Source organism: Pseudoalteromonas sp. EB27 (genome assembly GCF_001974875.1).
In the GTDB taxonomy this organism is placed as follows: Bacteria; Pseudomonadota; Gammaproteobacteria; order Enterobacterales; family Alteromonadaceae; genus Pseudoalteromonas.
In genome coordinates, this window is the sequence record NZ_MTQD01000018.1 from 24922 (window position 1) to 45253 (window position 20332).

The following is a 20332-nucleotide window of genomic DNA, read 5'->3' on the forward strand; positions in this document are numbered from 1 at the left end:
CAGTGTGAGTATAGATTTAAGTCAGTTTTTTGAAGTTTTCTTTGAAGAGAGTTTTGAAGGCCTCGATACCATGGAGGCTGAGCTATTAAACTTAGTGCCAGGTGAGGAAGATTTAGAAACTATCAACACTATTTTTAGAGCTGCTCACTCGATTAAAGGAGGCAGTGGAACATTTGGTTTTAGCTCCGTTGCTGATTTTACTCATGTACTTGAAACATTACTAGATCAAATTCGCCAAGGTGAACGTGTGCTTAGCACCGATCATGTAAATTTATTACTCAAAGCTGTGGACTGCTTACGCGGTTTACTTGCTGCACTTCAAGGTGAGCAAGAGCCTGATTTAACCGAGGCAGATTCGTTAAAAGTACAATTTGAACATGTACTTGGAATGAAAAACGAAACACAAGCAAGTAAACCTCAAAGCCAAGAACCGCAAACAGGCAGTAATACCTATCAAATAGACTTTAAACCTCATCATCATTTATTTAAAACAGGAAACGAGCCACTGTATATGATCAGTGAGCTTGAAGAGCTAGGCGAGTTAGAAACCACAGCATTTTACGATGAAGTTCCAGAAATCACCGATTTAAGTAGTGATGAATGCTTTTTACATTGGCGCTTTTTTTTAAGCACTAGCCATGATGAAAAAGCCATAAAAGAAGTATTTGAATGGGTTGAAGACGATGCCGACATAACAATTGAATTGTGCGGAGGCTTATTTGGCAATGATGAGCCAATACAACCTAATCAAGGTGAAATATCTAAAGCTGTTGAGCTTGAAGAATCCGATTCAATAAAAGTAGCTGAGTTACCAAGTGAGCCTCAGCAACCGGCTGCTAATAAAGAAAAAAAACCTGCAAGTACACCAGAATCCACCTCCATTCGTGTTGGCATTGATAAAGTGGATTCGTTAATAAATATGGTTGGTGAACTTGTTATTACACAAGCTATGCTAAATCAGCTTAGCGAACAAGAAATCACACCAGCCACAATCACTTTACTACAAGAAGGCCTAGCGCAACTTGCCCATAATACGCGTGATTTACAAGAAAATGTGATGCGCATTCGTATGCTCCCGATAAACTTTGTATTTAGCCGTTTTCCTCGATTAGTGCGAGATATAGCACAAAAGCTAAACAAGCAGGTTGAGCTAAAGTTGATTGGAGAGCAAACCGAGCTTGATAAAACAGTAATGGAAAAAATATCCGACCCTATGGTCCATTTAGTGAGGAACTCACTTGATCATGGATTAGAGACTGTTGAGCAAAGGCTGGCGGCAGGTAAAGATCCCGTTGGCACAGTAACCTTAAATGCATTTCATCAGGGTGGAAACATTGTTATTGAAATAATGGATGATGGGCAGGGGTTAAATACAAAAAAAATAAAAGAAAAAGCCATCGCTAACCAATTAATCCCAGCTGATAACCACCTCAATAACGATGAAATAAATGAGCTTATTTTTATGCCCGGCTTTTCAACAATGGATGAGGTAAGTGATTTATCTGGTCGTGGAGTTGGGATGGATGTAGTTAAGAGAAATATTCAATCTTTAAATGGCTCAGTAGAGGTAACCTCAGAGCCCGGTGTTGGTTCTACGTTTACTATTAGATTACCACTTACTCTCGCTATTTTAGATGGGCAATTAGTTAAGGTGGCTCAGCATACTTATATTATTCCGCTCATTTCTATTGTGGAATCTCTGCAAATTGATATTGCTAAAGTGAGTCGAGTGGGTAAAAACCTTGATGTATTGAGGCTTCGGGACGAATACATTCCTATTTTAAGGCTCTACGATATTTTTAATCATAAAAATGCCATTGAATCACTCGATAAAACGCTACTTGTTGTTGTAGAAACAGATAATCAAAAGGTCGGTTTATTAGTTGATGATTTACTGTCTCAACAACAGGTTGTTATTAAAAGTTTAGAGGCTAACTATCACAAAGTTGATGGCGTATCAGGAGCCACTATTTTAGGCGATGGGCGTGTATCACTGATTGTTGACGTTAGCGGCTTAATAAAGCTCTCAGGTTTAAAAAAACCAGGTAGCCAAGAACTAACGATTGAAACGCAAGCCACTTTGGAGGCGTTATGAGCTCAGAGCAAAGCCAGTTAAGTAATCAATTAAATCTTCAGCAACAGCAAGGTGTAAAACAGTTTTTAACTTTTATTATGGCTGATGAAGAATACGGCGTTGATATTTTAACAGTACAAGAAATTCGCAGTTGGGAAGAAATTACAGTACTGCCCAATGCGCCTGAATTTGTAAAAGGCGTTATTAATTTACGTGGAACAATAGTGCCAATTATTGATTTACGGTTGCGCTTTGGATTACCAAGTGTCGACTATGGCCCATTAACGGTGGTTATCGTTGTCAAAATAGAATTTGAATTAGGTAGTAAAATTATAGGTGTTGCTGTTGATGCCGTCTCTGATGTTTACAGTATTGCAGAGCAGGATGCGAAAGCGGTCCCTAGTTTATCTGAATCGAGTAATTGTGAATATGTAGCGGGGTTGGTGAATGTCGGTGAAAAAATGGTAGCGCTAATTGACCTGCAAAAAACAATGAATATTTAGCAAATAGAAACTAAATGAATAATAAACTTAAAGGTGGTGATGGGCATGGGATGGTTTAGTAATCCAAAGCAGTCAAAATCAAGCAACGATTTAATTGTAGATGCATTAAATAAATCATTAGCGGTGATTGAGTTTGAACCTAACGGTAAGATAATTACTGCAAATATGAACTTTCTAAACGCGATGGGCTATCGTCTTGAAGAGGTTCAAGGCCAGCATCACTCTATGTTTGTGGACCCAGATGAAGCTCAGGGCAACGACTATAAAAACTTTTGGCAACGCTTGCGTAACGGCGAGTTTATCTCAGATGAGTTTAAGCGAAATGCTAAAGGTGGAACTGAGGTATGGATTCAAGCAACTTATAATCCAATTGTTGATGAGGAAGGGCAAGTATTAAAAGTCGTTAAATTTGCTACCGACGTGACTGAACAAAAGTTAATTTCAGCAGAAGCTTCCGGACAAATTAGCGCTATAAGTAAATCCCAAGCGGTTATCGAATTTAATTTAGATGGCACTATTATTGATGCTAATGATAACTTTTTAAATGCGCTAGGCTATCAACTCAGTGAGATTAAAGGTCAGCATCATAGGCTTTTTATTGAACCCGAACATGCAAATAGTATCGAGTATAAAGAGTTTTGGGCCAAACTAGGTCGCGGTGAATTTGATTCAGGGGAATATCTAAGAATAGGGAAACAGGGTCAGGAGGTTTGGATCCAGGCTTCTTATAACCCAATTTATGATATGAACGGTAAGCCGTTTAAAGTGATCAAATATGCATCTGATATTACTGAACAAAAAGAGCTTGAAAAAGCATCTCGCAAAGCAGCCGATTTAGCAAATGCGCTTAAAGTTTGCCAAGCTAATGTAATGATTGCTGATAAAGATCTCAATATAGTATTTGTGAACGACCGTGTTCAGAAAATGCTAAAAGTACGTGAAAAAGAATTACAAACTGTATTACCAAGCTTTTCTGTTGATAATTTAATTGGCACCTGTGTTGATGATTTTCATAAACACCCTAACCATCAGCGCGATTTATTAAAAAATCTCGATAAGCCTCATAAAGCCGAATTACTTTTAGCGGGTGTCACTTTCACCTTGATTGCTTCACCTTGGATTAGTCAAGACGGAAAGCATTTAGGCACTATTGTTGAGTGGGAAGATAGGACCAATGAAGTTGCGCTTGAAAAAGAAATTGCTGAGCTTATTGGTGCTGCAGGTAATGGCGAATTAGATACAAGAGTGGCGGAAGATGGGAAGGAAGGGTTCTTTTTACGTTTGGCTCAAGGGCTAAACAGCTTAGTTAAAATAGTTGATGATGCAGTTGCCGACACTGGCAATATGCTCGATGCGATGGCAAGTGGTGATCTATCAAAACGTATTGAAAAAGAATATAAAGGTTCATTTGATAAGCTTAAACGCGACGCAAATGCTACGGCAGATAAGTTAACGGAAGTGATTAATCGCATAAATTCATCAGCAACGCTAGTAGCCAGTGGTGCAGAAGAAATCTCTCAAGGTAATGCTGATTTAAGCCAACGTACAGAAGAGCAAGCCTCGTCACTTGAAGAAACAGCGTCAAGTATGGAAGAAATGACCAGTACCGTTCGTCAAAATGCTGATAACGCAAAAGTAGCGAACGATCTAGCAGAAGAAACATGCGAAAAAGCGATTCAAGGTGGTGAGGTTGTTAATAGAGCCGTTACGAGCATGTCGGCAATTAATGAATCGAGTAAGAAAATTGCAGACATTATTGGTGTCATTGATGAAATAGCATTTCAAACTAATTTATTAGCGCTTAATGCTGCAGTAGAAGCTGCAAGAGCGGGTGAACAAGGTCGAGGCTTTGCCGTCGTGGCAGGTGAAGTGCGTAATTTAGCACAGCGCTCTGCAGGTGCAGCTAAAGAGATTAAAGAGTTAATAAGAGATAGCGTAGGCAAAGTAGCCGATGGCTCTCAATTAGTTAATGAGTCGGGCGCTACACTTAAAGAAATTGTTGTGTCGGTGCAAAGAGTGACACAAATGATTTCTGATATTACAGAGGCATCTGAAGAGCAAAGTGCGGGTATAGAGCAAGTTAATAAAGCCATTTCCCAAATGGACGAAATGACGCAACAAAATGCTGCCTTAGTAGAGCAAGCTTCTGCAGCAGGCGAGTCTATGGCTGAGCAAGCTAATGAGATGCGTCGACTACTCAATTTTTTCTCAATAGGCCAGCAAGAGATGGCAATGATTTCGCCGACTATGCACACGCCTAAATTATCTCATAGATCGCAAAGTAGCTTTGTGAGTAATAAGCCCAGAGGCGATAACTTTGTAGACTCTGCTGATGAATGGGAAGAGTTTTAATAACCAATCTTCTTAATATACCTCGCTGGATACATAATCACAGCGAGGTGTTATTCGGTAGGCTTAATTGAGAGCGAACAATGAAAGAGTTTTTGTGTACCGAACGCGACTTTAAAGAAATTGCTAACTTAGTTTATAACGCGTGTGGAATTGTATTAGGTGAACATAAGAGAGAGATGGTTTATTCACGCTTAGCAAGACGTATTAGAGAGCGTAAACTAACTGATTTTAAAGCGTATTTAGAGTATTTAAATAACCATAAAGATAAAGAGTTTGATGCCTTCATCAATGCTATAACAACTAACTTAACGTCTTTTTTTCGTGAAATACACCATTTTGAATTTATAAAATCTGAGCTTGTACCAGCTCTTTTAAAGGCAAATAAAGACAGTAAGCGAGTAAGAATTTGGTCTGCAGGTTGCTCAACAGGGGAAGAGCCTTACAGTTTGGCGATGACTTTAAATAATGCATTTCCAAGCAATTGGGATGTAAAAATACTAGCAACCGATTTAGATTCTAATGTATTGGCAAAGGCACAAAAGGGTATTTACACCGCAGCGAATGTTAACGGCTTAGATGATGTGCAACTTAAGCGTTGGTTTTTAAAAAGTAAAGATGGTGAAAACTACAAAGTTAAAGATAGGCTGAAAGAATCTATTTCATTTAGGCGCTTAAACTTATTGCAAAATTGGCCAATGAAAGGATCATTTGATCTTATTTTATGCCGTAATGTTGTTATTTACTTTGATAAAGAAACAAAAGATCAGCTGTTTAAACGTTACGCCAATATATTAAATGAACAAGGTTATTTGTTTTTAGGTCACTCAGAAAGTATGGGGAAAGAGCATACGCAATTTAAAAATTTAGGAAAAACTATGTACCAAAAGGGACAAGATGCACACAGAGTTTAGGCCGGTATTACCTAACTTTGAACATATTAAACGATATTGGGATTCAGGCAGAGGTAGCGTTGTTGCCAAAGTGCTTCCGGGTGAGTTTTATGTTTCTAAAAATAATGAGCTGATTTCTACTGTTTTGGGCTCATGTATTGCGGCTTGCGTTTATGATGAAGTGCTAGGAATTGGAGGCATGAATCATTTTATGTTGCCAATTCAAAAAGGGGCAGACCTTAAAAATGCGCATAGTTTAAGTTGTCGTTACGGCAACTGGGCTATGGAGTATCTTATAAATGAAGTTTTAAAAAATGGCGCGTCTCGATGCAACCTAAAAGTAAAGCTTTTTGGCGGGGGTAAAATTATTAGTGCGATGACGGATATAGGGCTAGGTAATATTAGTTTTGCAGCGGCGTATATTAAAGAAGAGGCATTAAATCTAGTTGCCCACGATATGGGTGGACCATGGCCGCGGAAAATATTTTTTCATCCGAATACCGGTAAAGTTCATATGAAAAAGCTTAAAAACCTACACAACAATACGATTGAAAAACGCGAAGTCCGTTATTTACAAAATCTTAAAAAGCAAGAAGTAGTGACTGATATAGAGCTGTTTTAGGAGTATGCATGATTAAAGTATTAATAATTGATGACTCTCCTTTAATAAGGCGTTTACTCACTGAAATATTACAACAAGCTGAAGATATTACAGTAGTGGGTAGCGCTGAGGATCCCTACGAAGCTCGTGAAATGATAAAAAAGCTCAGTCCTGATGTATTAACGCTCGACGTCGAAATGCCAAAAATGGATGGTATTAGTTTTTTAAAAAACTTAATGCGATTAAGGCCAATGCCAGTAGTGATGATTTCAACACTAACTCAAAAAGGCTCTCCTATCACATTAGAAGCACTCGAATTAGGGGCTGTTGATTTTATAGCTAAGCCGACTAACAACGTAAGAGAGCAATTGAGCCAATATGCATCACTTGTCCAGCAAAAGGTGCGAATAGCTGCTGGAGCAAGAGTAAGAAGCTATAAAAAAGTAGCCATCACAAATGAGCCTATTAATACTCATTTTCAGTTTTTACTTAATAAAGTAATTGCGATAGGTGCTTCAACGGGTGGAACTGAGGCTATAAAAGAAGTACTTATTAAAATGCCACCAAATTGCCCGCCCATTGTAATTACTCAGCATATCCCTCCTGTGTTTAGCGCTTCATTTGCTGAGCGAATGAACCGTACATGCGCGATAAATGTGAAAGAGGCTGAACATGGAGATAAGCTCAGCGCGGGCTGGGCTTATATAGCACCAGGTGGTTTTCATTTAAGTATTAAAAAACGGGGTGTTAGCCTGTATTGCCAGCTTGATGATGGCGAGCCGGTCAACAGACATAAACCCGCGGTAGACGTGTTGTTTAACTCATTAGTAGAGACTGGGGCTAAAAATGTAGTTGCAGCAATATTAACTGGAATGGGGAGTGATGGCGCAAAAGGGCTACTTGCACTAAAACAAAACGGTGCGTATACCCTAGCTCAAGATGAGTACTCATCGGTGGTATGGGGTATGCCTAAAGCTGCCGCTGAGCTAAATGCGGCAGACGAAATAGTTGCGCTGGATAAAATAACCCAGCGGCTTTTACATCAGGCCGTTAAGGTTTAGGCGCTTCGATTACCCAAGGCTGTGAAAACCAAAAATAATCACTAGGACTTGAAATAGAAGGGGCAGTACAGTTAAAGCGAGAGCGCCCTTCATTAAGTACTTTTGGTGAGGTTATTTCAACTGTATTTTTATTTATCCATTTTAAATCAGCTTGTCCTACGCTTGATACGTAACAGGCAAATTGACTCTTATGGAAATCACCCATATTAAATTCAATTGTGAGCGCAGGTTGATTTTGTTGTGTAACGCTATCTTGATAAGTTAAATTGGTGATATTAAACGCGCGTGAGTTAAGCTTAGTAATAAGAGTTTCTAGTTTGCTGTAAAAGCCTGATGCAGGAAAACGCGGTAAGCGGCTAAAATTGGAATCTTTATTTACAGCGCCGGAGTGCTGACCAATACCCACAAAACCAAGCCCTGTCACAAGTGCTTGCAGCTCGTTATTAAACTCACCATACGGGTATGCTAAGTATTTATAGTCGTGGCCTATTTCTTCTTTTATACGCTTTTGAGAGCTAAGAATATCTTGCTTAATACGTGATTGCCATTGCGCATCAGTTTCGTTTTCAAGCTTAAGGTGTAAGTAATCATGTTGTCCGCTATGATTGGCTATTAATGCCCCTTTTTTAGATAATTCTTTGAGCTTATCCCACCCCATTACGTAACTCATACCTTCGTCTATTAATTTAGGATTTACAAAGATAGTGTACGGGTAGCCAAACTTTTCTAAAATAGGTGCAGCTTGTTCATAGTTATTGTTATAACCGTCATCAAAGGTGATAGCGACAGTTTTATCAGGTAAGGTTTCACCTTGCTGAAGCGCGCTTATTAACTCATTAAGAGGAATAACGTTAAAGTTGTGCTCTTTTAAATAGCTTAAATGTTTAGTAAAAGTATTCGCGCTAACGCTCGTTACAGCGGGTAGGGTTTCACTAACATGATGATACTGTAAAATAACGGCTGCTTGAGCCCGCACAGATATACTAATGAGGATAAATAATACTAAATGAAACAATTTCTTATACATAATAAGGCACACCATAAAAGCTTGCTGTTGTTAGCGGGTCCGATGATACTATCAAATATCACAGTGCCGTTGTTAGGAATTGTTGATACTGCTGTAATTGGGCACTTAGGAAGCGCTCATTACTTAGCGGGTATTGCCCTTGGCTCTGCAGTTATATCTATTTTATTTTGGCTTGCTGGTTTTTTAAGAATGAGCACCACAGGACTCGTGGCACAAGCGTACGGAAAAAACGATTTAACCCAACTTGCCGCTTTACTTAAACGAAGCCTATTACTTGCAAGCGCAGTGGCTTTGCTATTAATTGTGTTATCCCCATTAATAAAGCACGCTATTGCTTATCTCTCCGCCGCCAATGGCGATGTACTCACCCAAGCATATCAGTATTTTAGCATTCGTATTTTTAGTGCTCCAGCAGCATTATGTAATTTAGTGTTATTGGGTTGGATGCTTGGCGTGCATTATGGTCGAGGACCATTTTATTTATTACTCGTCACTAATATCGTTAATATAGTGCTCGATATTTATTTTGTGGTTTATTTAGATTGGGCAGTTGCAGGCGCTGCTTGGGCTTCACTTATTGCTGATTATACGGCTTTAGTATTTGCACTGTTTTTAGTGGTTAAATTAGCTAAAAAGCAAGGTATTGAACTAAATGTACCGAATTGGCTAAGTATTAGCAAAATGGCTGAATTATTGAGTTTGAATAGAGATATATTTATTCGCTCTTTGATACTGCAATTATGTTTTAGTTTTATGACATTCTACGCAGCGCGAATTGGCGAAACTACACTCGCCGCTAATGCTGTTTTACTTAACTTTCTAATGTTGGTGAGTTTTGCTCTTGATGGCGTTGCTTACGCATCTGAGGCAAAAGTAGGACAAGCTAAAGGCCAAGGAAGTGTTAAAAATATAGAACTATGGGTTAAAATAAGTGTATTTTGGGGCATGCTTTTTGGCGTGTTATATAGCGCTTTTTTTGCATTATTTGGCAGCACTATAATAAAGCTTTTAACCAATGTGCCAGAGGTTATTCAAGAGGCAACTCACTATTTGCCATGGCTAATAGTATTGCCTATTTTGGCCATGAGCTGCTTTTTGTTTGATGGTGTTTTTGTTGGACTCACAAGAGCAAAGAACATGCGTAACAGTATGATACTTTCCGCTGGAGTTGGTTTTTTTGGTGTGTTTTTGGTGTTTATAGACTGGGAAAATAATGGGTTATGGCTGGCTATGAGCTGCTTTATGTTAATGCGCGGGGTTACATTAATCATTAAATATTACCACTTAAAAATAAATAATCAGCTATTAGATTAAATAAATGAATGGTTTATTTCCAGAGATCGGGGTCGTGGTGTTTAGGGCCCATATCTTTTAAAACTTGTGAAAAACGATTGGCAAAAATACCGCAGTAGCCCCAACCGGCAAAAAATAATGCGGGGAGTAAAATTATAACGCCAATTATTTGTAAGCTGTAGTGAGTGTAATACCCAATAGATATGAATATCACGGCTAGCACAAACAGTGCTAAGCCGCGAAAAAAGCGCTTTAAGCTCAGCTTAGGGTTGCTCCCTAAGCGATAGATAAGCTGCTTTAGCATTTAAAAGGCCTAATAGTAAGAGTGATCGCCCGCTTCGTGCTCTGTTATATCAGCAACACCGGTGATTTCTTCAAACTTAGCTATCATTTCTTTTTCAATGCCTTCTTTTAGCGTTACATCGATCATAGAACAACCGTTACAACCACCACCAAACTGAAGTATAGCTATACCTGCAGCTGTAATTTCAACAAGGCTTACTTGACCACCGTGGTTAGCAAGTTGTGGATTTACTTCGGTTTCTAGCATGTGCTGTACACGTTCGTTTAACGATGCATCATCACCTATTTTACGCGCCTTTGCATTTGGTGCTTTTAGCGTTAACTGAGTACCCATTTTGTCGGTAACAAAATCGATTTCAGCTTCTTCTAAAAATGGAGCACTTTCTGCATCTACAACGGCATCAAAACCGTTAAAGTTTAGGCGAATATCGCTCGCTTCTACAGCGTCTTCTGGACAATAAGACACACCACATTCCGCTTGTGATGAACCAGGGTTTACAACAAACACACGAATATTGGTTTGTTGTGATTGATCTGCTAATAGTTTAGCAAAATGCGCTTGCGCTGTTTCGGAAATAGAAATCATAAAACCATCTATACTTGACTAAATTACTCGGATACTGCGTATCATACTCCGCTCATCGTGTTGCGGCTAGTGTTGAGCGTAAAAAGTTGGCATCTATTTTAAGCAATGGTAGCGTGCAAACAACGAACATTTTTTGAGTGATTTATATGCGTTTGGTATTAACATTAATGGTGGTGTTGCTTAGCTTTTCAAGTGTAGCTAAGCCACTTTCGTATTATTTTGAACAAGATGTAAAATTTGACCCTTCAATTCCTACTCCTGAGCAAGTACTCGGTTACGAAGTAGGAGAGTGGCACGTGAGACACGATCAGCTCGTACGTTATATGGAAATACTTGCTGATAAAAGCGACCGTATAAATTTTGAGGTGATTGGCCGCACGCATGAACAACGCCCGTTAGTAATGCTAACAATTACTGCTGCTGATAAGTTATCAAACATAGAGCAGACACGGCAAGCCCACTTAGCACGCTTAAGTAATAACAGTGGTAAGGCACAAGACGATCCTGCCGTTGTATGGATGGGGTACAGTGTTCATGGTAATGAGTCATCAGGTAGTAACTCATCTTTGCTGGTGGCATATTACTTAGCTGCTGCACAAGGTACTGAAATAGATGAGCTATTAAATAACACGGTTATTTTACTCGACCCTTCACTTAATCCTGACGGGCTTGCTCGTTTTGCTAATTGGGCCAACAGTAACCGAGGCATGAACTTATCAAGTGACCCTAAAACCCGTGAGCATGTTGAAAACTGGCCAAGTAGCCGTACTAACCATTACTGGTTTGATTTAAATCGTGACTGGTTATTACTACAACATCCTGAATCGCGCGCGCGTATTGCCAAATTTCATCAGTGGAAACCAAATGTCTTAACCGATTTTCATGAAATGGGGCCTAATAGCAGTTACTTTTTCCAACCAGGTATTCCAAGCCGTAAACACCCAATAACACCGGATGAAAATGTAACTTTAACCAAAGCGATTGCTAACTATCACGCAAAAACGTTAGATAAAAACAACGCACTGTACTTTACCGAAGAAAGCTTTGATGACTTCTATTACGGTAAAGGTTCAACCTATCCTGATGTAAATGGTGGTGTCGGTATTTTATTTGAGCAAGCCAGCTCTCGCGGACATGTGCAAGAAACCATAAACGGTACACTGACTTTTCCTTTTACTATTAAAAATCAGTTATTAACGAGCTTATCAACCTTTAAGGCGGCTGTTGATAACCGAACTGCTTTACTTGATTACCAAGCTAAGTTTTATAATCAGGCAGCTGATTTAGCCAGTGATGAAAGCTTTGAAGGCTATGTTGTTGAAGGTGCAAGTGACAACACCCGTATTGAGCATTTTTTAGAATTGTTAAAGCAGCATCAAATTAACGCTTACCCACTTACTAAATCATTAAAAGCAGATGGTAAGAATTTCAGTACGCATAGCTACTTTGTACCATTAGCGCAGCCACAATACCGTTTGGTAAAAGCGGTTTTTAGTGAGCAAAAAAACTTTACTGATAATACTTTTTACGATGTATCAGGCTGGACATTAGCGCATGCGTTTAATCTGCCATTTTCTAAAGTTAAAAGTAGTTGGGGATTAAAGGTTGCTGATAAAGCATGGGAAAAAGTAGCAACCCCATCATTTTCTCCACTCACCGAGGGTTACGCATTTGGTTTTTCGTGGGATGATTATTTAGCACCTAAAATGTTAAATAGCTTATTACAGCAAGGTATAAAAGCACGTGTAGCGCTAAAAGCGTTAACGGCTAAATCAACATCAGGAGAAATTAATTTTAAACCTGGAAGTATTATTATACCGGCAGGATTACAAACAAATACAGATTGGATTACTCTGCTAAATAAAGCACAAAATGAGTTTGGTATTGCAATTAAACCAATTACATCAGGCTTAACAAGTAAAGGAGCCGATTTAGGGTCGCGATCAATGGCGGTTGTTAGTGCTCCAAAAGTACTGCTCATTGGCGGGCAAGGCGCAAGCCAGTACGAAGTCGGTGAAGTGTGGTATTACTTAGATCGCTTTGTAGGTGTTGCACCAACAATTGTTGAAATGAACCGCTTAAGCTCACTCGAATTAAGTGACTACAGCCATATTGTGCTTGCTCATGGCAATTACAATAGCTTATCTGATGCCGACAAAGTGGCTATTAAAAGCTGGGTAAGAAAAGGCGGCGTTATTTGGGGTCACAAAGGCGGCGCTAAATTTTTAGCTGATCAGCAATTACTCAAAGCAAGTTATCTATCACGACAAGATGTAGCAAGTGCATTTAAAACGACAGGTTTAAGTTATGGTGATAAAGATCATTTAGCAGGGCGTCAGCGCATTGCAGGTGCTATTTTTAATACTAACGTAGATTTAACTCATCCGCTTACATTTTCACTTAAGCGTAATACATTGCCCGTATTCAAAAACAGTACTTGGTTGCTAGAAGCTTCCGATGCACCGTTTGTAAATGTGCTTACCTACACTAAAAATCCATTATTGGCAGGCTTTACCGATGCCGTTAATGTTGAGCAAGTTGCTGGCGGTGCAGGCTTAATTGCTCACTCATACGGGCGAGGAAGTGTTATCGCTATGACAGATAACCCTGTGTTTAGGGGGTATTGGTATGGCACAAGCCGCTTACTAAGTAACGCTTTGTTTTTTGGCCATACATTCAGAGTTAATGGCGGTTAATGCTATTTATATTTAAAGCAGGCTGCTAAGCCTCGGGGTTTTATATATTTGTGGTTAGTTTTAAATATGACATTTCTATGAATTTGCAATACAGACGCATTTTAGTCCGTCATTTTAATTTACTATCTACCCTATTTTAAAAGCATTATTGCTATAGGTTTAATTATGGTTTCCAGAAGACAGTTTCTTTTAAGTGCTGGCACACTCGCATTTATTGGCCTTTCTAAAAGTGCATTTGGAAAAGTTACTTTAGCTAACTTAGCCGATAGCGTATTGGCATATGGTTCTTTAATTCCTGACCCTAATAAATTACTCGATTTACCTGCTGGTTTTAGCTACCGCGTTATTTCTCAACTGGGCGATAAAATGGACGATGGCTTATCTGTGCCAGATAAAGCCGATGGTATGGGCTGTATTGCGCTTGATAATGAAAGAGTGGCATTGGTACGTAACCATGAGCTTTCACCAAAAAATATTAAGCAGGCGGCAACAAGTATTAAGTTGCATAAAACGCCTTTAGCTTACGATATATTTAATGATGGTGTAGCGCTCCCTGGTGGTACAAGCCACATTATTTACAATATTAAAGAGCATAAAAAAGAACAAGAATTTCTATCGCTCTGCGGAACAATACGTAATTGCTCTGGTGGTATTACTCCTTGGGGAAGTTGGCTTACGTGTGAAGAAACCGTTACGGATCAGGCTGATGGATTAGGTAAATCTCACGGTTACATATTTGAAGTGCCCGCAACGGCAAAAGGTTTGGTAAAACCAGAGCCGCTTGTTGCAATGGGGCGCTTTAATCATGAAGCGGCTGCAATAGATCCACGTACAGGCATTGTTTATCTTACTGAAGACAGAGGGGATAGCTTATTTTATCGTTTTATTCCTAATGAATACGGCAAGCTTAAAAACGGCGGCAAGTTGCAAGCGATGGCTATAAAGAGTACTCCACAGTTTGATACTCGAAATTGGAGTGAAGCAATAATGCCTCTACATACCAGTTTTGATGTTGAGTGGGTTGATTTAGATGAACCACAAAGCCCTAAAGATGATTTAAGAATACGTGGACATAAGCAAGGTGCTGCACTTTTTGCTCGAGGTGAAGGTGTGCATTGGGGTAATAAAGAGCTTTATTTTTGCTGTACTAATGGCGGTAAAAAACAACTTGGGCAAGTTATGAAATACCAACCCTCAGAGTTTGAAGGCAAAGAGAATGAAAGCTCATCACCAGGGACAATGCAATTATTTGTAGAAAGTGAAGATAAATCGTTGTTTAATTTTGGTGATAATTTAACGGTTGCACCTAATGGGCACTTAATCGTATGTGAAGATCAATATACCGACGTAGTAGACAATCATTTACGTGGTGTAACACCTAGCGGAGATGTGTATACCTTTGCTCGCTTAACCGCGCAAACAGAGCTTGCTGGCGCGTGCTTTTCACCTGATGGTAACACGCTATTTGTAAACGTATATTCACCCACTAAAACACTTGCTATTACAGGTCCATGGGATAGCTTTAAAGTATAAAAGATAGACCCTGTTGAGAGATTTTTTAACAGGGTCTATATGCGAAGTAGATAAAAAGTAAATTAATCTATCGACATAAATATCAGTAACGTTATATTATATCTATCATGCTGAGATTTACATTACATTCACTTAGAAACCAAACAACACTATTAAAATATATATTAGTGTTTGTTGTGCTATTCAGTGTTTTTTCTGCTTGGCACGACACCTCTCACGCATTAAAAACGGGTCAAGAATGTGAGCTATGCTTAAGCTCTCTTGATTTAGAAGATTCTATACCCGCTAAAGTGACTCTGTTTGAGTCAGACGTTCATTATTTCTCCTTTACAAAGTTAAATACTCAGCACTTTTACAGTGTATTTTTTGCAATTACAGGTAACAGAGACCCACCCGTCGTTCTTTAAAGCTAACCAGTTAAACGTATTTCAAACGCTCGTTATTTAATGATAGCGAGTGAGTTTTATTGTGTATTTTTAGAGATAACGACATGAAAAATAATTATTCGCCTTTAGTGATTGCCTTATTAACAGCAATGAGTAGCACGGCATATGCAGCTGACAAAAACATTCAAAAAGATGAAACAGATATAGAAAGAGTGTTGATTACAGCTTCTCCACTAAAGCGCACCGTGCTTGAATCAAGTACACCTGTAACCATTTTGAGTGGTGAAGCGCTAGATCAAAACCAAGCTGCAACGTTAGGTGATACTTTAAAGAATGTACCTGGAGTACATAGCTCTTACTTTGGTCCTGTTGCAAGTAGCCCCATTATTCGTGGCCTAGATGGACCGCGAATTAAGGTTGTGCAAAATGGTTTAGGTGCCTCTGATGCATCGCGCGTAGGACCCGATCACCAAGTTTCTACCGAAACCTCTACAGCAACCCAAATTGAAGTTTTAAGAGGACCAGCCACGCTTTTATACGGAAGTGGTGCAATTGGTGGGGTGGTAAATGTGGTTGATAACCGACTGCCCACACAAAGACAAGAAGGGGTGAGTGGTGAAGTGTTTGCACAATACGATAATGTTGCAGATGCTAACACCGTTTCAACAGATTTAAATGCAGGTTCAGGTGATTTCGCTTTCCATATTGATGGATATACCCGAAAAACCGATGATTATAAAATCCCAGTGCCGGCAAATATAGATGAAGACGGTGGCAGCACTACACTTGCTAACTCAGCTATTGATGCCAGCGGTTATAATTTTGGTGCTGGTTGGATAACAGATGATACCCGAGTTGCTCTTGCGTATGGCCATATGGACTCTGAATACGGTTTACCGGGTGAAGAGGGGGTATTTATAAAGCTAAATCAAAACCGCTACCAAGGGGTTGTTGATTGGAATAATCTCGATGGTTTTATTAAAGCAGTGCATTGGCAAAATGCGTATACAGACTATGAGCATTCTGAAATCGAAGGTGCTGAAATTGGCACTACTTTTAAAAACGAAAGTATAGAGTCAAGGTTATGGGCTGAACATGCACCTGTTTATGGTTGGAAAGGTATTGTTGGTTTGCATTACAACAAAAGCGACTTTGAAGCGATAGGTGAAGAAGCGTTTACTCCACCAACAAAAACAGACAGTATTGCCGCATTTTTAATGGAAGAAAAAGAGGTGGGTTCACTGCTATGGCAAGTTGGTACGCGTGTTGAACAATTAACGCATAATGTAAATAATGAATTTTTTACTGAGTTAAGTGGATCAAATATTGTTTCATTCGACAACAAAGATTACACAGCCGTATCAGGCTCTGCTGGAGTGGTTTGGAGTATTGACGATAAACACTCACTTGCTTTTAATTATGCCTATTCACAACGTGCACCATCGGCTTCAGAAATATATGCATATGGTCCTCATATTGGATCGGGTACTTATGAAATAGGCGGTGGGTTTGAGCTTAACGACGACAACGGTCAATATAATGTTGTGCAAACTGGTGACAGTATGGACAAAGAGGTCTCAAATAATTTAGACATTACTTATCGTTACAATGCAGATACATGGAATGCCAGCGTTAGTGTGTTTAATAATGAGATTAATAATTATATTTTTGAAGATTTTACAGATTTAGTTATCAGCGATGGTGCCTTTATCACATCAGCTGACTTTGAGGAGCAAGTGGCTATATCAGGTGAGCCAGATGAAGAAACCGATGGCTTACCTGTTGTGTTGTTTGCACAGCAAGACGCACGCTTATACGGCTACGAGGCACAAGTTGATTGGCATTTAAATGATGACTGGCGCTTAGAAGTTTTTACCGATTATACACGCGCTAAATTAGATGCAGGCGGTAATGTACCAAGAATACCACCAATGAGATTTGGATCATCTGTGCACTACGAGTATGGAAATTGGCATACTGAAGTAGAAGTTATCCGTAACAGTAAGCAAGATAAAATAGCCGAAAATGAAACTAATACAGATGGTTATACTATGCTTTCTGCTTCAGCTAATTATTATCTTGATTTAGGCGATGTTGATATGACTATTTATATTAAAGGCGAGAATTTAGCTGATAAAGAAGGGCGGGTACATTCGTCATACTTAAAAGATGAGGCACCTCTACCTGGTCGTTCAGTTAGCCTAGGTATAAGAGCTCGTTTTTAATCGTTAAAACTAAATTGGCGTTAAACACGTTGTAAAAGCCCAAACGTGTTTAGCGCCGGCTTGCTTTAGGGCGTGTGTAGCCGCATTAAGTGTTGCCCCTGTCGTCATCACATCATCAACAATAGCGACTGTTTTACCGCCCATATCCTCTGTACAAATAAAGGCATTTTTTAAGTTTTTAATACGCTTTGCTTTAGATAGCTCCGACTGAGCTTGTGTTTTTTTATTGCGAATAAGTACGTTACTCAGTGGTGCGTAATTATCTAAACATGGTCGCCAAACTTGGCTTACTTGATTAAACCCGCGAGTAATGAATCGGCTTTTATGGAGAGGTAAAATAATAAAAATATTTGGTAAAACGGGACTTTGCTCAAAAAACTGCGCTAACTGCTTTTTGATAGTTTGCTGTAATGCTTTTTTATAATGAATTTGGTTATTAAATTTTAGCCGTTTAAGCCAATGCTCAAAGGGCGGTTGATAAAAAGCGCAGGCAAATAACTTATCAAACTCGCAATTAGGAAACATCTCAACAATATCGGGTCGGTGCAGTAAATTATTATGCTTACTAAAATCAAATAACGGTAAATCTTCAAGGCAATAATCACACAACCCTAAATTAGCTGTAATCGGGCTTTGACATTGCACGCAATAAGAGGGAAATAACCAATTTAAAACAGCTTGTTTCATTGATTTACTCCGTGCATTACAACCACCTATTTAAACGTTATGATAAGCCTAAGTTTGGTAAAGGTTAGGCAAATATGCAAAATGAGTTAGTGTTATTACATGGTTGGGGAGTGAATCAGGGCGTATGGCAGTTAGTACAGCCAGAACTTGAGTCTTTATATTCAGGAAATGTACGTAGCCTTGACCTACCGGGATTTGGTAATAGCCTTGTTTGCCCTAGCCCTTATACTTTACATGATGCAGCAGTAATTTTAAGTGAGCAGTTAAAGCCTAAATCTATTTTAATGGGATGGTCGTTAGGTGGTTTATTTGCACTTTATATTGCAAAGCATTGGCCCGAAAAAGTGTCAAAAGTAATTTTAATTGCTTCCACCCCTTTTTTTGCAGAATGTGACAATTGGCCCGGAATAAAAGCAAAAGTACTTACCCAATTTAAAGAACAATTAGTTAATCACAGAGAAAAAACCATAGATCGCTTTTTAGCTATTCAAGCAATGGGTAGCGAGTCGGCACGTGATGATATAAAGCAACTTAAACAATTATTAAACCAATATAGTGCGCCAAAAGTCGAAGCGCTGAGTACTGGCTTGGATATTTTACAAAACGACGATTTACGTGATTTATTTGCTCATTGCCCAGTACCTATCAAAGGAGTATTTGGTCGACTTGATGCCTTAGTGCCTTATAAAGCAATTAGTGAAATGTCAGCACTAAATACTGAGTTTGAATACGAAGTACTAGATAAAGCGTCGCACGCACCATTTATTTCTCATAAAAGTGAGTTTTTATCTGTCGTTAAATCAATGCTTTAAAATAGAGCTAAGAATAGCCCTGTTTAAAGCTTTATTTTGAGCAGAACCTGAGCGATAATTAAACAATGTTTATTTGGTGGAGATTTTAATATGCCAATCGGATCTGTATTTAACAGTGGTGTAGAAGGGTTTAATCGCGCTAGCCAAGGTATTGAAAAAGCCAGTGCTGAGATTAACCGTGCCAGTATAGAACAGCAAGATGATGCACAATTAGCGCAGCAACGTCAGCTTAGCGCAGCACGCCCTGAAGAAGCTGTTACTGCACCAGTAGCACAACCAGCTCGTGTTGATGAAGCGCTTGTTAACTTAAAAGTTGAAGAGTTTAATGCTAAGGCAAACACGCAATCAATTCAAACGGCCGATGATGTACTTGGCACGTTAATCGATATTAAAGTTTAGCAATAATGAATATTGTCACGCCATTTCCGTCTATCAATATAAACACAGCAAATGTTTATACGGAAACTGCACGGCGTGACAACCAACTACGCGAAGTTATTCCTGCTCCCGCATCTAGTAGCGCAAGCAATACAGAAACCAAAGCGCAAAGTGATGCTGAAAAAGCCAAACTTCCAAGCAATAATAGTGATGTATCTACTTACGATGCTACCGGTAAACTAGCTGACGATAAAGCAATTGAGCAGCGTGAAGGCAACTCAGAAAATTCAGAGAGTGCCGATCAAGATGCCGAACAAGAAGCATCTCAACAAGAAACTGAGCAAGAAGAGCAACAGCTCGAACAAGAACAACAGCAAATTAAAGAACTTAAAGCCCGTGATACAGAAGTACGTGTACACGAACAAGCTCATGCTGCTGTTGGCGGGCAACATGCAGGATCGCCTAGCTATGGTTATGAACGCGGTCCAGATGGCACCAACTATGCCGTAAGTGGTGAGGTACAAATTGATGTATCTGAAGTCCCCAATGATCCGCAAGCCACCATCGATAAGATGCAAACCGTGCGGGCTGCCGCATTAGCGCCTGCAGAGCCATCGGGAGCTGATAGATCAATAGCAGCTGATGCAACACAAAAAATGGCAGCTGCTCAAGCTGAACTTGCGATGCCAGAAGAAGAGCAAAGCGAAGAAGATGAGCAAAGTAATAAGCTTTCAGCCAACGAAACCAGCACTGCAGAATCAGAAAGCGACACGAATAGAGAGCAATCTCGCGATGCCGATGTGGAAGCTCGAGCTGGGCGCATTGCCAATTTTTATCAAATGACGAGTTCACCACAAAGTGAAAGTGGCTTTTCGGCGTATGGTTAATAATTTCGTAAAGTGAACACAAAAAAACCGCTTACGCG

The 20332-nt window shown here is 39.4% G+C and carries 18 protein-coding genes; 14 read left to right on the forward strand and 4 right to left on the reverse strand.

Going from position 1 to position 20332, the window contains the following annotated elements:
- The first annotated feature begins 4 nt into the window (after positions 1–4).
- The 6 genes from BW142_RS17840 to BW142_RS17865 all read left to right on the forward strand — a co-directional run bounded on the left by BW142_RS17840 (position 5) and on the right by BW142_RS17865 (position 7481).
- Positions 5–2095 carry a chemotaxis protein CheA gene (locus BW142_RS17840; protein WP_076925825.1) on the forward strand — a complete coding sequence of 697 codons (2091 nt, stop codon included), beginning with the start codon at positions 5–7 and terminating at the stop codon, positions 2093–2095.
- Entirely contained in the window at positions 2092–2577 is a 486-nt protein-coding gene (locus BW142_RS17845; protein WP_024599650.1) for a chemotaxis protein CheW, read from the forward strand. Before BW142_RS17840 ends, BW142_RS17845 begins: the two co-directional genes overlap by 4 nt.
- Before the next feature lie 45 nt (positions 2578–2622).
- Complete coding sequence (locus BW142_RS17850) at positions 2623–4929, forward strand: methyl-accepting chemotaxis protein (RefSeq protein WP_076925852.1); 2307 nt, start codon at positions 2623–2625, stop codon at positions 4927–4929.
- Positions 4930–5009: 80 nt separating this feature from the next.
- On the forward strand, positions 5010–5840 hold the full coding sequence (locus BW142_RS17855) for a protein-glutamate O-methyltransferase CheR (protein ID WP_076925826.1): 831 nt from the start codon (positions 5010–5012) through the stop codon (positions 5838–5840).
- On the forward strand, positions 5824–6441 hold the full coding sequence (cheD, locus tag BW142_RS17860; RefSeq protein WP_024599653.1) for a chemoreceptor glutamine deamidase CheD: 618 nt from the start codon (positions 5824–5826) through the stop codon (positions 6439–6441). Before BW142_RS17855 ends, cheD begins: the two co-directional genes overlap by 17 nt.
- Before the next feature lie 8 nt (positions 6442–6449).
- Entirely contained in the window at positions 6450–7481 is a 1032-nt protein-coding gene (locus BW142_RS17865; RefSeq protein WP_024599654.1) for a chemotaxis response regulator protein-glutamate methylesterase, read from the forward strand.
- On the opposite strand, the gene BW142_RS17870 is transcribed toward BW142_RS17865, so the two are convergent.
- Positions 7471–8508 carry a polysaccharide deacetylase family protein gene (locus BW142_RS17870; protein WP_076925827.1) on the reverse strand — a complete coding sequence of 346 codons (1038 nt, stop codon included), beginning with the start codon at positions 8506–8508 and terminating at the stop codon, positions 7471–7473. The genes BW142_RS17865 and BW142_RS17870 overlap by 11 nt on opposite strands.
- A gap of 42 nt (positions 8509–8550) precedes the next feature.
- Here BW142_RS17870 and BW142_RS17875 point away from each other — a divergent pair, with 42 nt between their 5' ends.
- Positions 8551–9822, forward strand: a complete 1272-nt coding sequence (locus tag BW142_RS17875; protein ID WP_076925853.1) for an MATE family efflux transporter — start codon at positions 8551–8553, stop codon at positions 9820–9822.
- 13 nt (positions 9823–9835) lie between these two features.
- Here BW142_RS17875 and BW142_RS17880 read toward each other — a convergent pair whose 3' ends face one another.
- Positions 9836–10105, reverse strand: a complete 270-nt coding sequence (locus BW142_RS17880) for a hypothetical protein (protein ID WP_002959572.1) — start codon at positions 10103–10105, stop codon at positions 9836–9838.
- Between the two features lie 9 nt (positions 10106–10114).
- Positions 10115–10690 (reverse strand): Fe-S biogenesis protein NfuA, encoded by a 576-nt coding sequence (gene nfuA, locus BW142_RS17885; protein ID WP_002959571.1) that lies wholly within the window; start codon positions 10688–10690, stop codon positions 10115–10117.
- A 146-nt stretch (positions 10691–10836) separates the two neighbouring features.
- On the opposite strand from nfuA, the gene BW142_RS17890 reads away from it, so the two are divergent.
- From BW142_RS17890 to BW142_RS17900, 4 genes are all read left to right on the forward strand, one after another.
- Complete coding sequence (locus tag BW142_RS17890) at positions 10837–13386, forward strand: M14 family zinc carboxypeptidase (protein WP_076925828.1); 2550 nt, start codon at positions 10837–10839, stop codon at positions 13384–13386.
- A gap of 165 nt (positions 13387–13551) precedes the next feature.
- Positions 13552–14919 carry an alkaline phosphatase PhoX gene (locus tag BW142_RS17895; protein ID WP_076925829.1) on the forward strand — a complete coding sequence of 456 codons (1368 nt, stop codon included), beginning with the start codon at positions 13552–13554 and terminating at the stop codon, positions 14917–14919.
- A 176-nt stretch (positions 14920–15095) separates the two neighbouring features.
- A complete protein-coding gene (locus BW142_RS20635; protein ID WP_143475958.1) occupies positions 15096–15326 on the forward strand; it encodes a hypothetical protein in 231 nt (76 codons plus the stop codon).
- An 83-nt stretch (positions 15327–15409) separates the two neighbouring features.
- On the forward strand, positions 15410–17530 hold the full coding sequence (locus tag BW142_RS17900; RefSeq protein WP_076925830.1) for a TonB-dependent receptor: 2121 nt from the start codon (positions 15410–15412) through the stop codon (positions 17528–17530).
- A 9-nt stretch (positions 17531–17539) separates the two neighbouring features.
- On the opposite strand, the gene BW142_RS17905 is transcribed toward BW142_RS17900, so the two are convergent.
- The gene (locus BW142_RS17905) at positions 17540–18217 is read right to left on the reverse strand and encodes a ComF family protein (protein ID WP_076925831.1); all 678 of its coding nucleotides are present in this window, start codon (positions 18215–18217) and stop codon (positions 17540–17542) included.
- A gap of 74 nt (positions 18218–18291) precedes the next feature.
- Here BW142_RS17905 and bioH point away from each other — a divergent pair, with 74 nt between their 5' ends.
- From bioH to BW142_RS17920, 3 genes are all read left to right on the forward strand, one after another.
- The gene (gene bioH / locus BW142_RS17910; RefSeq protein ID WP_076925832.1) at positions 18292–19029 is read left to right on the forward strand and encodes a pimeloyl-ACP methyl ester esterase BioH; all 738 of its coding nucleotides are present in this window, start codon (positions 18292–18294) and stop codon (positions 19027–19029) included.
- Between the two features lie 90 nt (positions 19030–19119).
- Entirely contained in the window at positions 19120–19428 is a 309-nt protein-coding gene (locus BW142_RS17915) for a hypothetical protein (RefSeq protein ID WP_024599660.1), read from the forward strand.
- 5 nt (positions 19429–19433) lie between these two features.
- A complete protein-coding gene (locus BW142_RS17920; RefSeq protein WP_076925833.1) occupies positions 19434–20294 on the forward strand; it encodes a putative metalloprotease CJM1_0395 family protein in 861 nt (286 codons plus the stop codon).
- Positions 20295–20332 lie beyond the last annotated feature (38 nt).

Bases quoted from the DNA above. Each gene is read 5' to 3' on its own strand.
- BW142_RS17895 (WP_076925829.1), top strand. From the start codon at position 13,552: ATGGTTTCCAGAAGACAGTTTCTTTTAAGTGCTGGCACACTCGCATTT.
- BW142_RS17920 (WP_076925833.1), top strand. From the start codon at position 19,434: ATGAATATTGTCACGCCATTTCCGTCTATCAATATAAACACAGCAAAT.
- BW142_RS17875 (WP_076925853.1), top strand. From the start codon at position 8,551: ATGATACTATCAAATATCACAGTGCCGTTGTTAGGAATTGTTGATACT.
- BW142_RS17915 (WP_024599660.1), top strand. From the start codon at position 19,120: ATGCCAATCGGATCTGTATTTAACAGTGGTGTAGAAGGGTTTAATCGC.
- BW142_RS17905 (WP_076925831.1), bottom strand. From the start codon at position 18,217: ATGAAACAAGCTGTTTTAAATTGGTTATTTCCCTCTTATTGCGTGCAA.
- nfuA (WP_002959571.1), bottom strand. From the start codon at position 10,690: ATGATTTCTATTTCCGAAACAGCGCAAGCGCATTTTGCTAAACTATTA.
- BW142_RS17880 (WP_002959572.1), bottom strand. From the start codon at position 10,105: ATGCTAAAGCAGCTTATCTATCGCTTAGGGAGCAACCCTAAGCTGAGC.
- BW142_RS17900 (WP_076925830.1), top strand. From the start codon at position 15,410: ATGAAAAATAATTATTCGCCTTTAGTGATTGCCTTATTAACAGCAATG.
- BW142_RS17845 (WP_024599650.1), top strand. From the start codon at position 2,092: ATGAGCTCAGAGCAAAGCCAGTTAAGTAATCAATTAAATCTTCAGCAA.
- cheD (WP_024599653.1), top strand. From the start codon at position 5,824: ATGCACACAGAGTTTAGGCCGGTATTACCTAACTTTGAACATATTAAA.
- BW142_RS17865 (WP_024599654.1), top strand. From the start codon at position 6,450: ATGATTAAAGTATTAATAATTGATGACTCTCCTTTAATAAGGCGTTTA.
- bioH (WP_076925832.1), top strand. From the start codon at position 18,292: ATGCAAAATGAGTTAGTGTTATTACATGGTTGGGGAGTGAATCAGGGC.
- BW142_RS17870 (WP_076925827.1), bottom strand. From the start codon at position 8,508: ATGTATAAGAAATTGTTTCATTTAGTATTATTTATCCTCATTAGTATA.
- BW142_RS17850 (WP_076925852.1), top strand. From the start codon at position 2,623: ATGGGATGGTTTAGTAATCCAAAGCAGTCAAAATCAAGCAACGATTTA.
- BW142_RS17890 (WP_076925828.1), top strand. From the start codon at position 10,837: ATGCGTTTGGTATTAACATTAATGGTGGTGTTGCTTAGCTTTTCAAGT.
- BW142_RS17855 (WP_076925826.1), top strand. From the start codon at position 5,010: ATGAAAGAGTTTTTGTGTACCGAACGCGACTTTAAAGAAATTGCTAAC.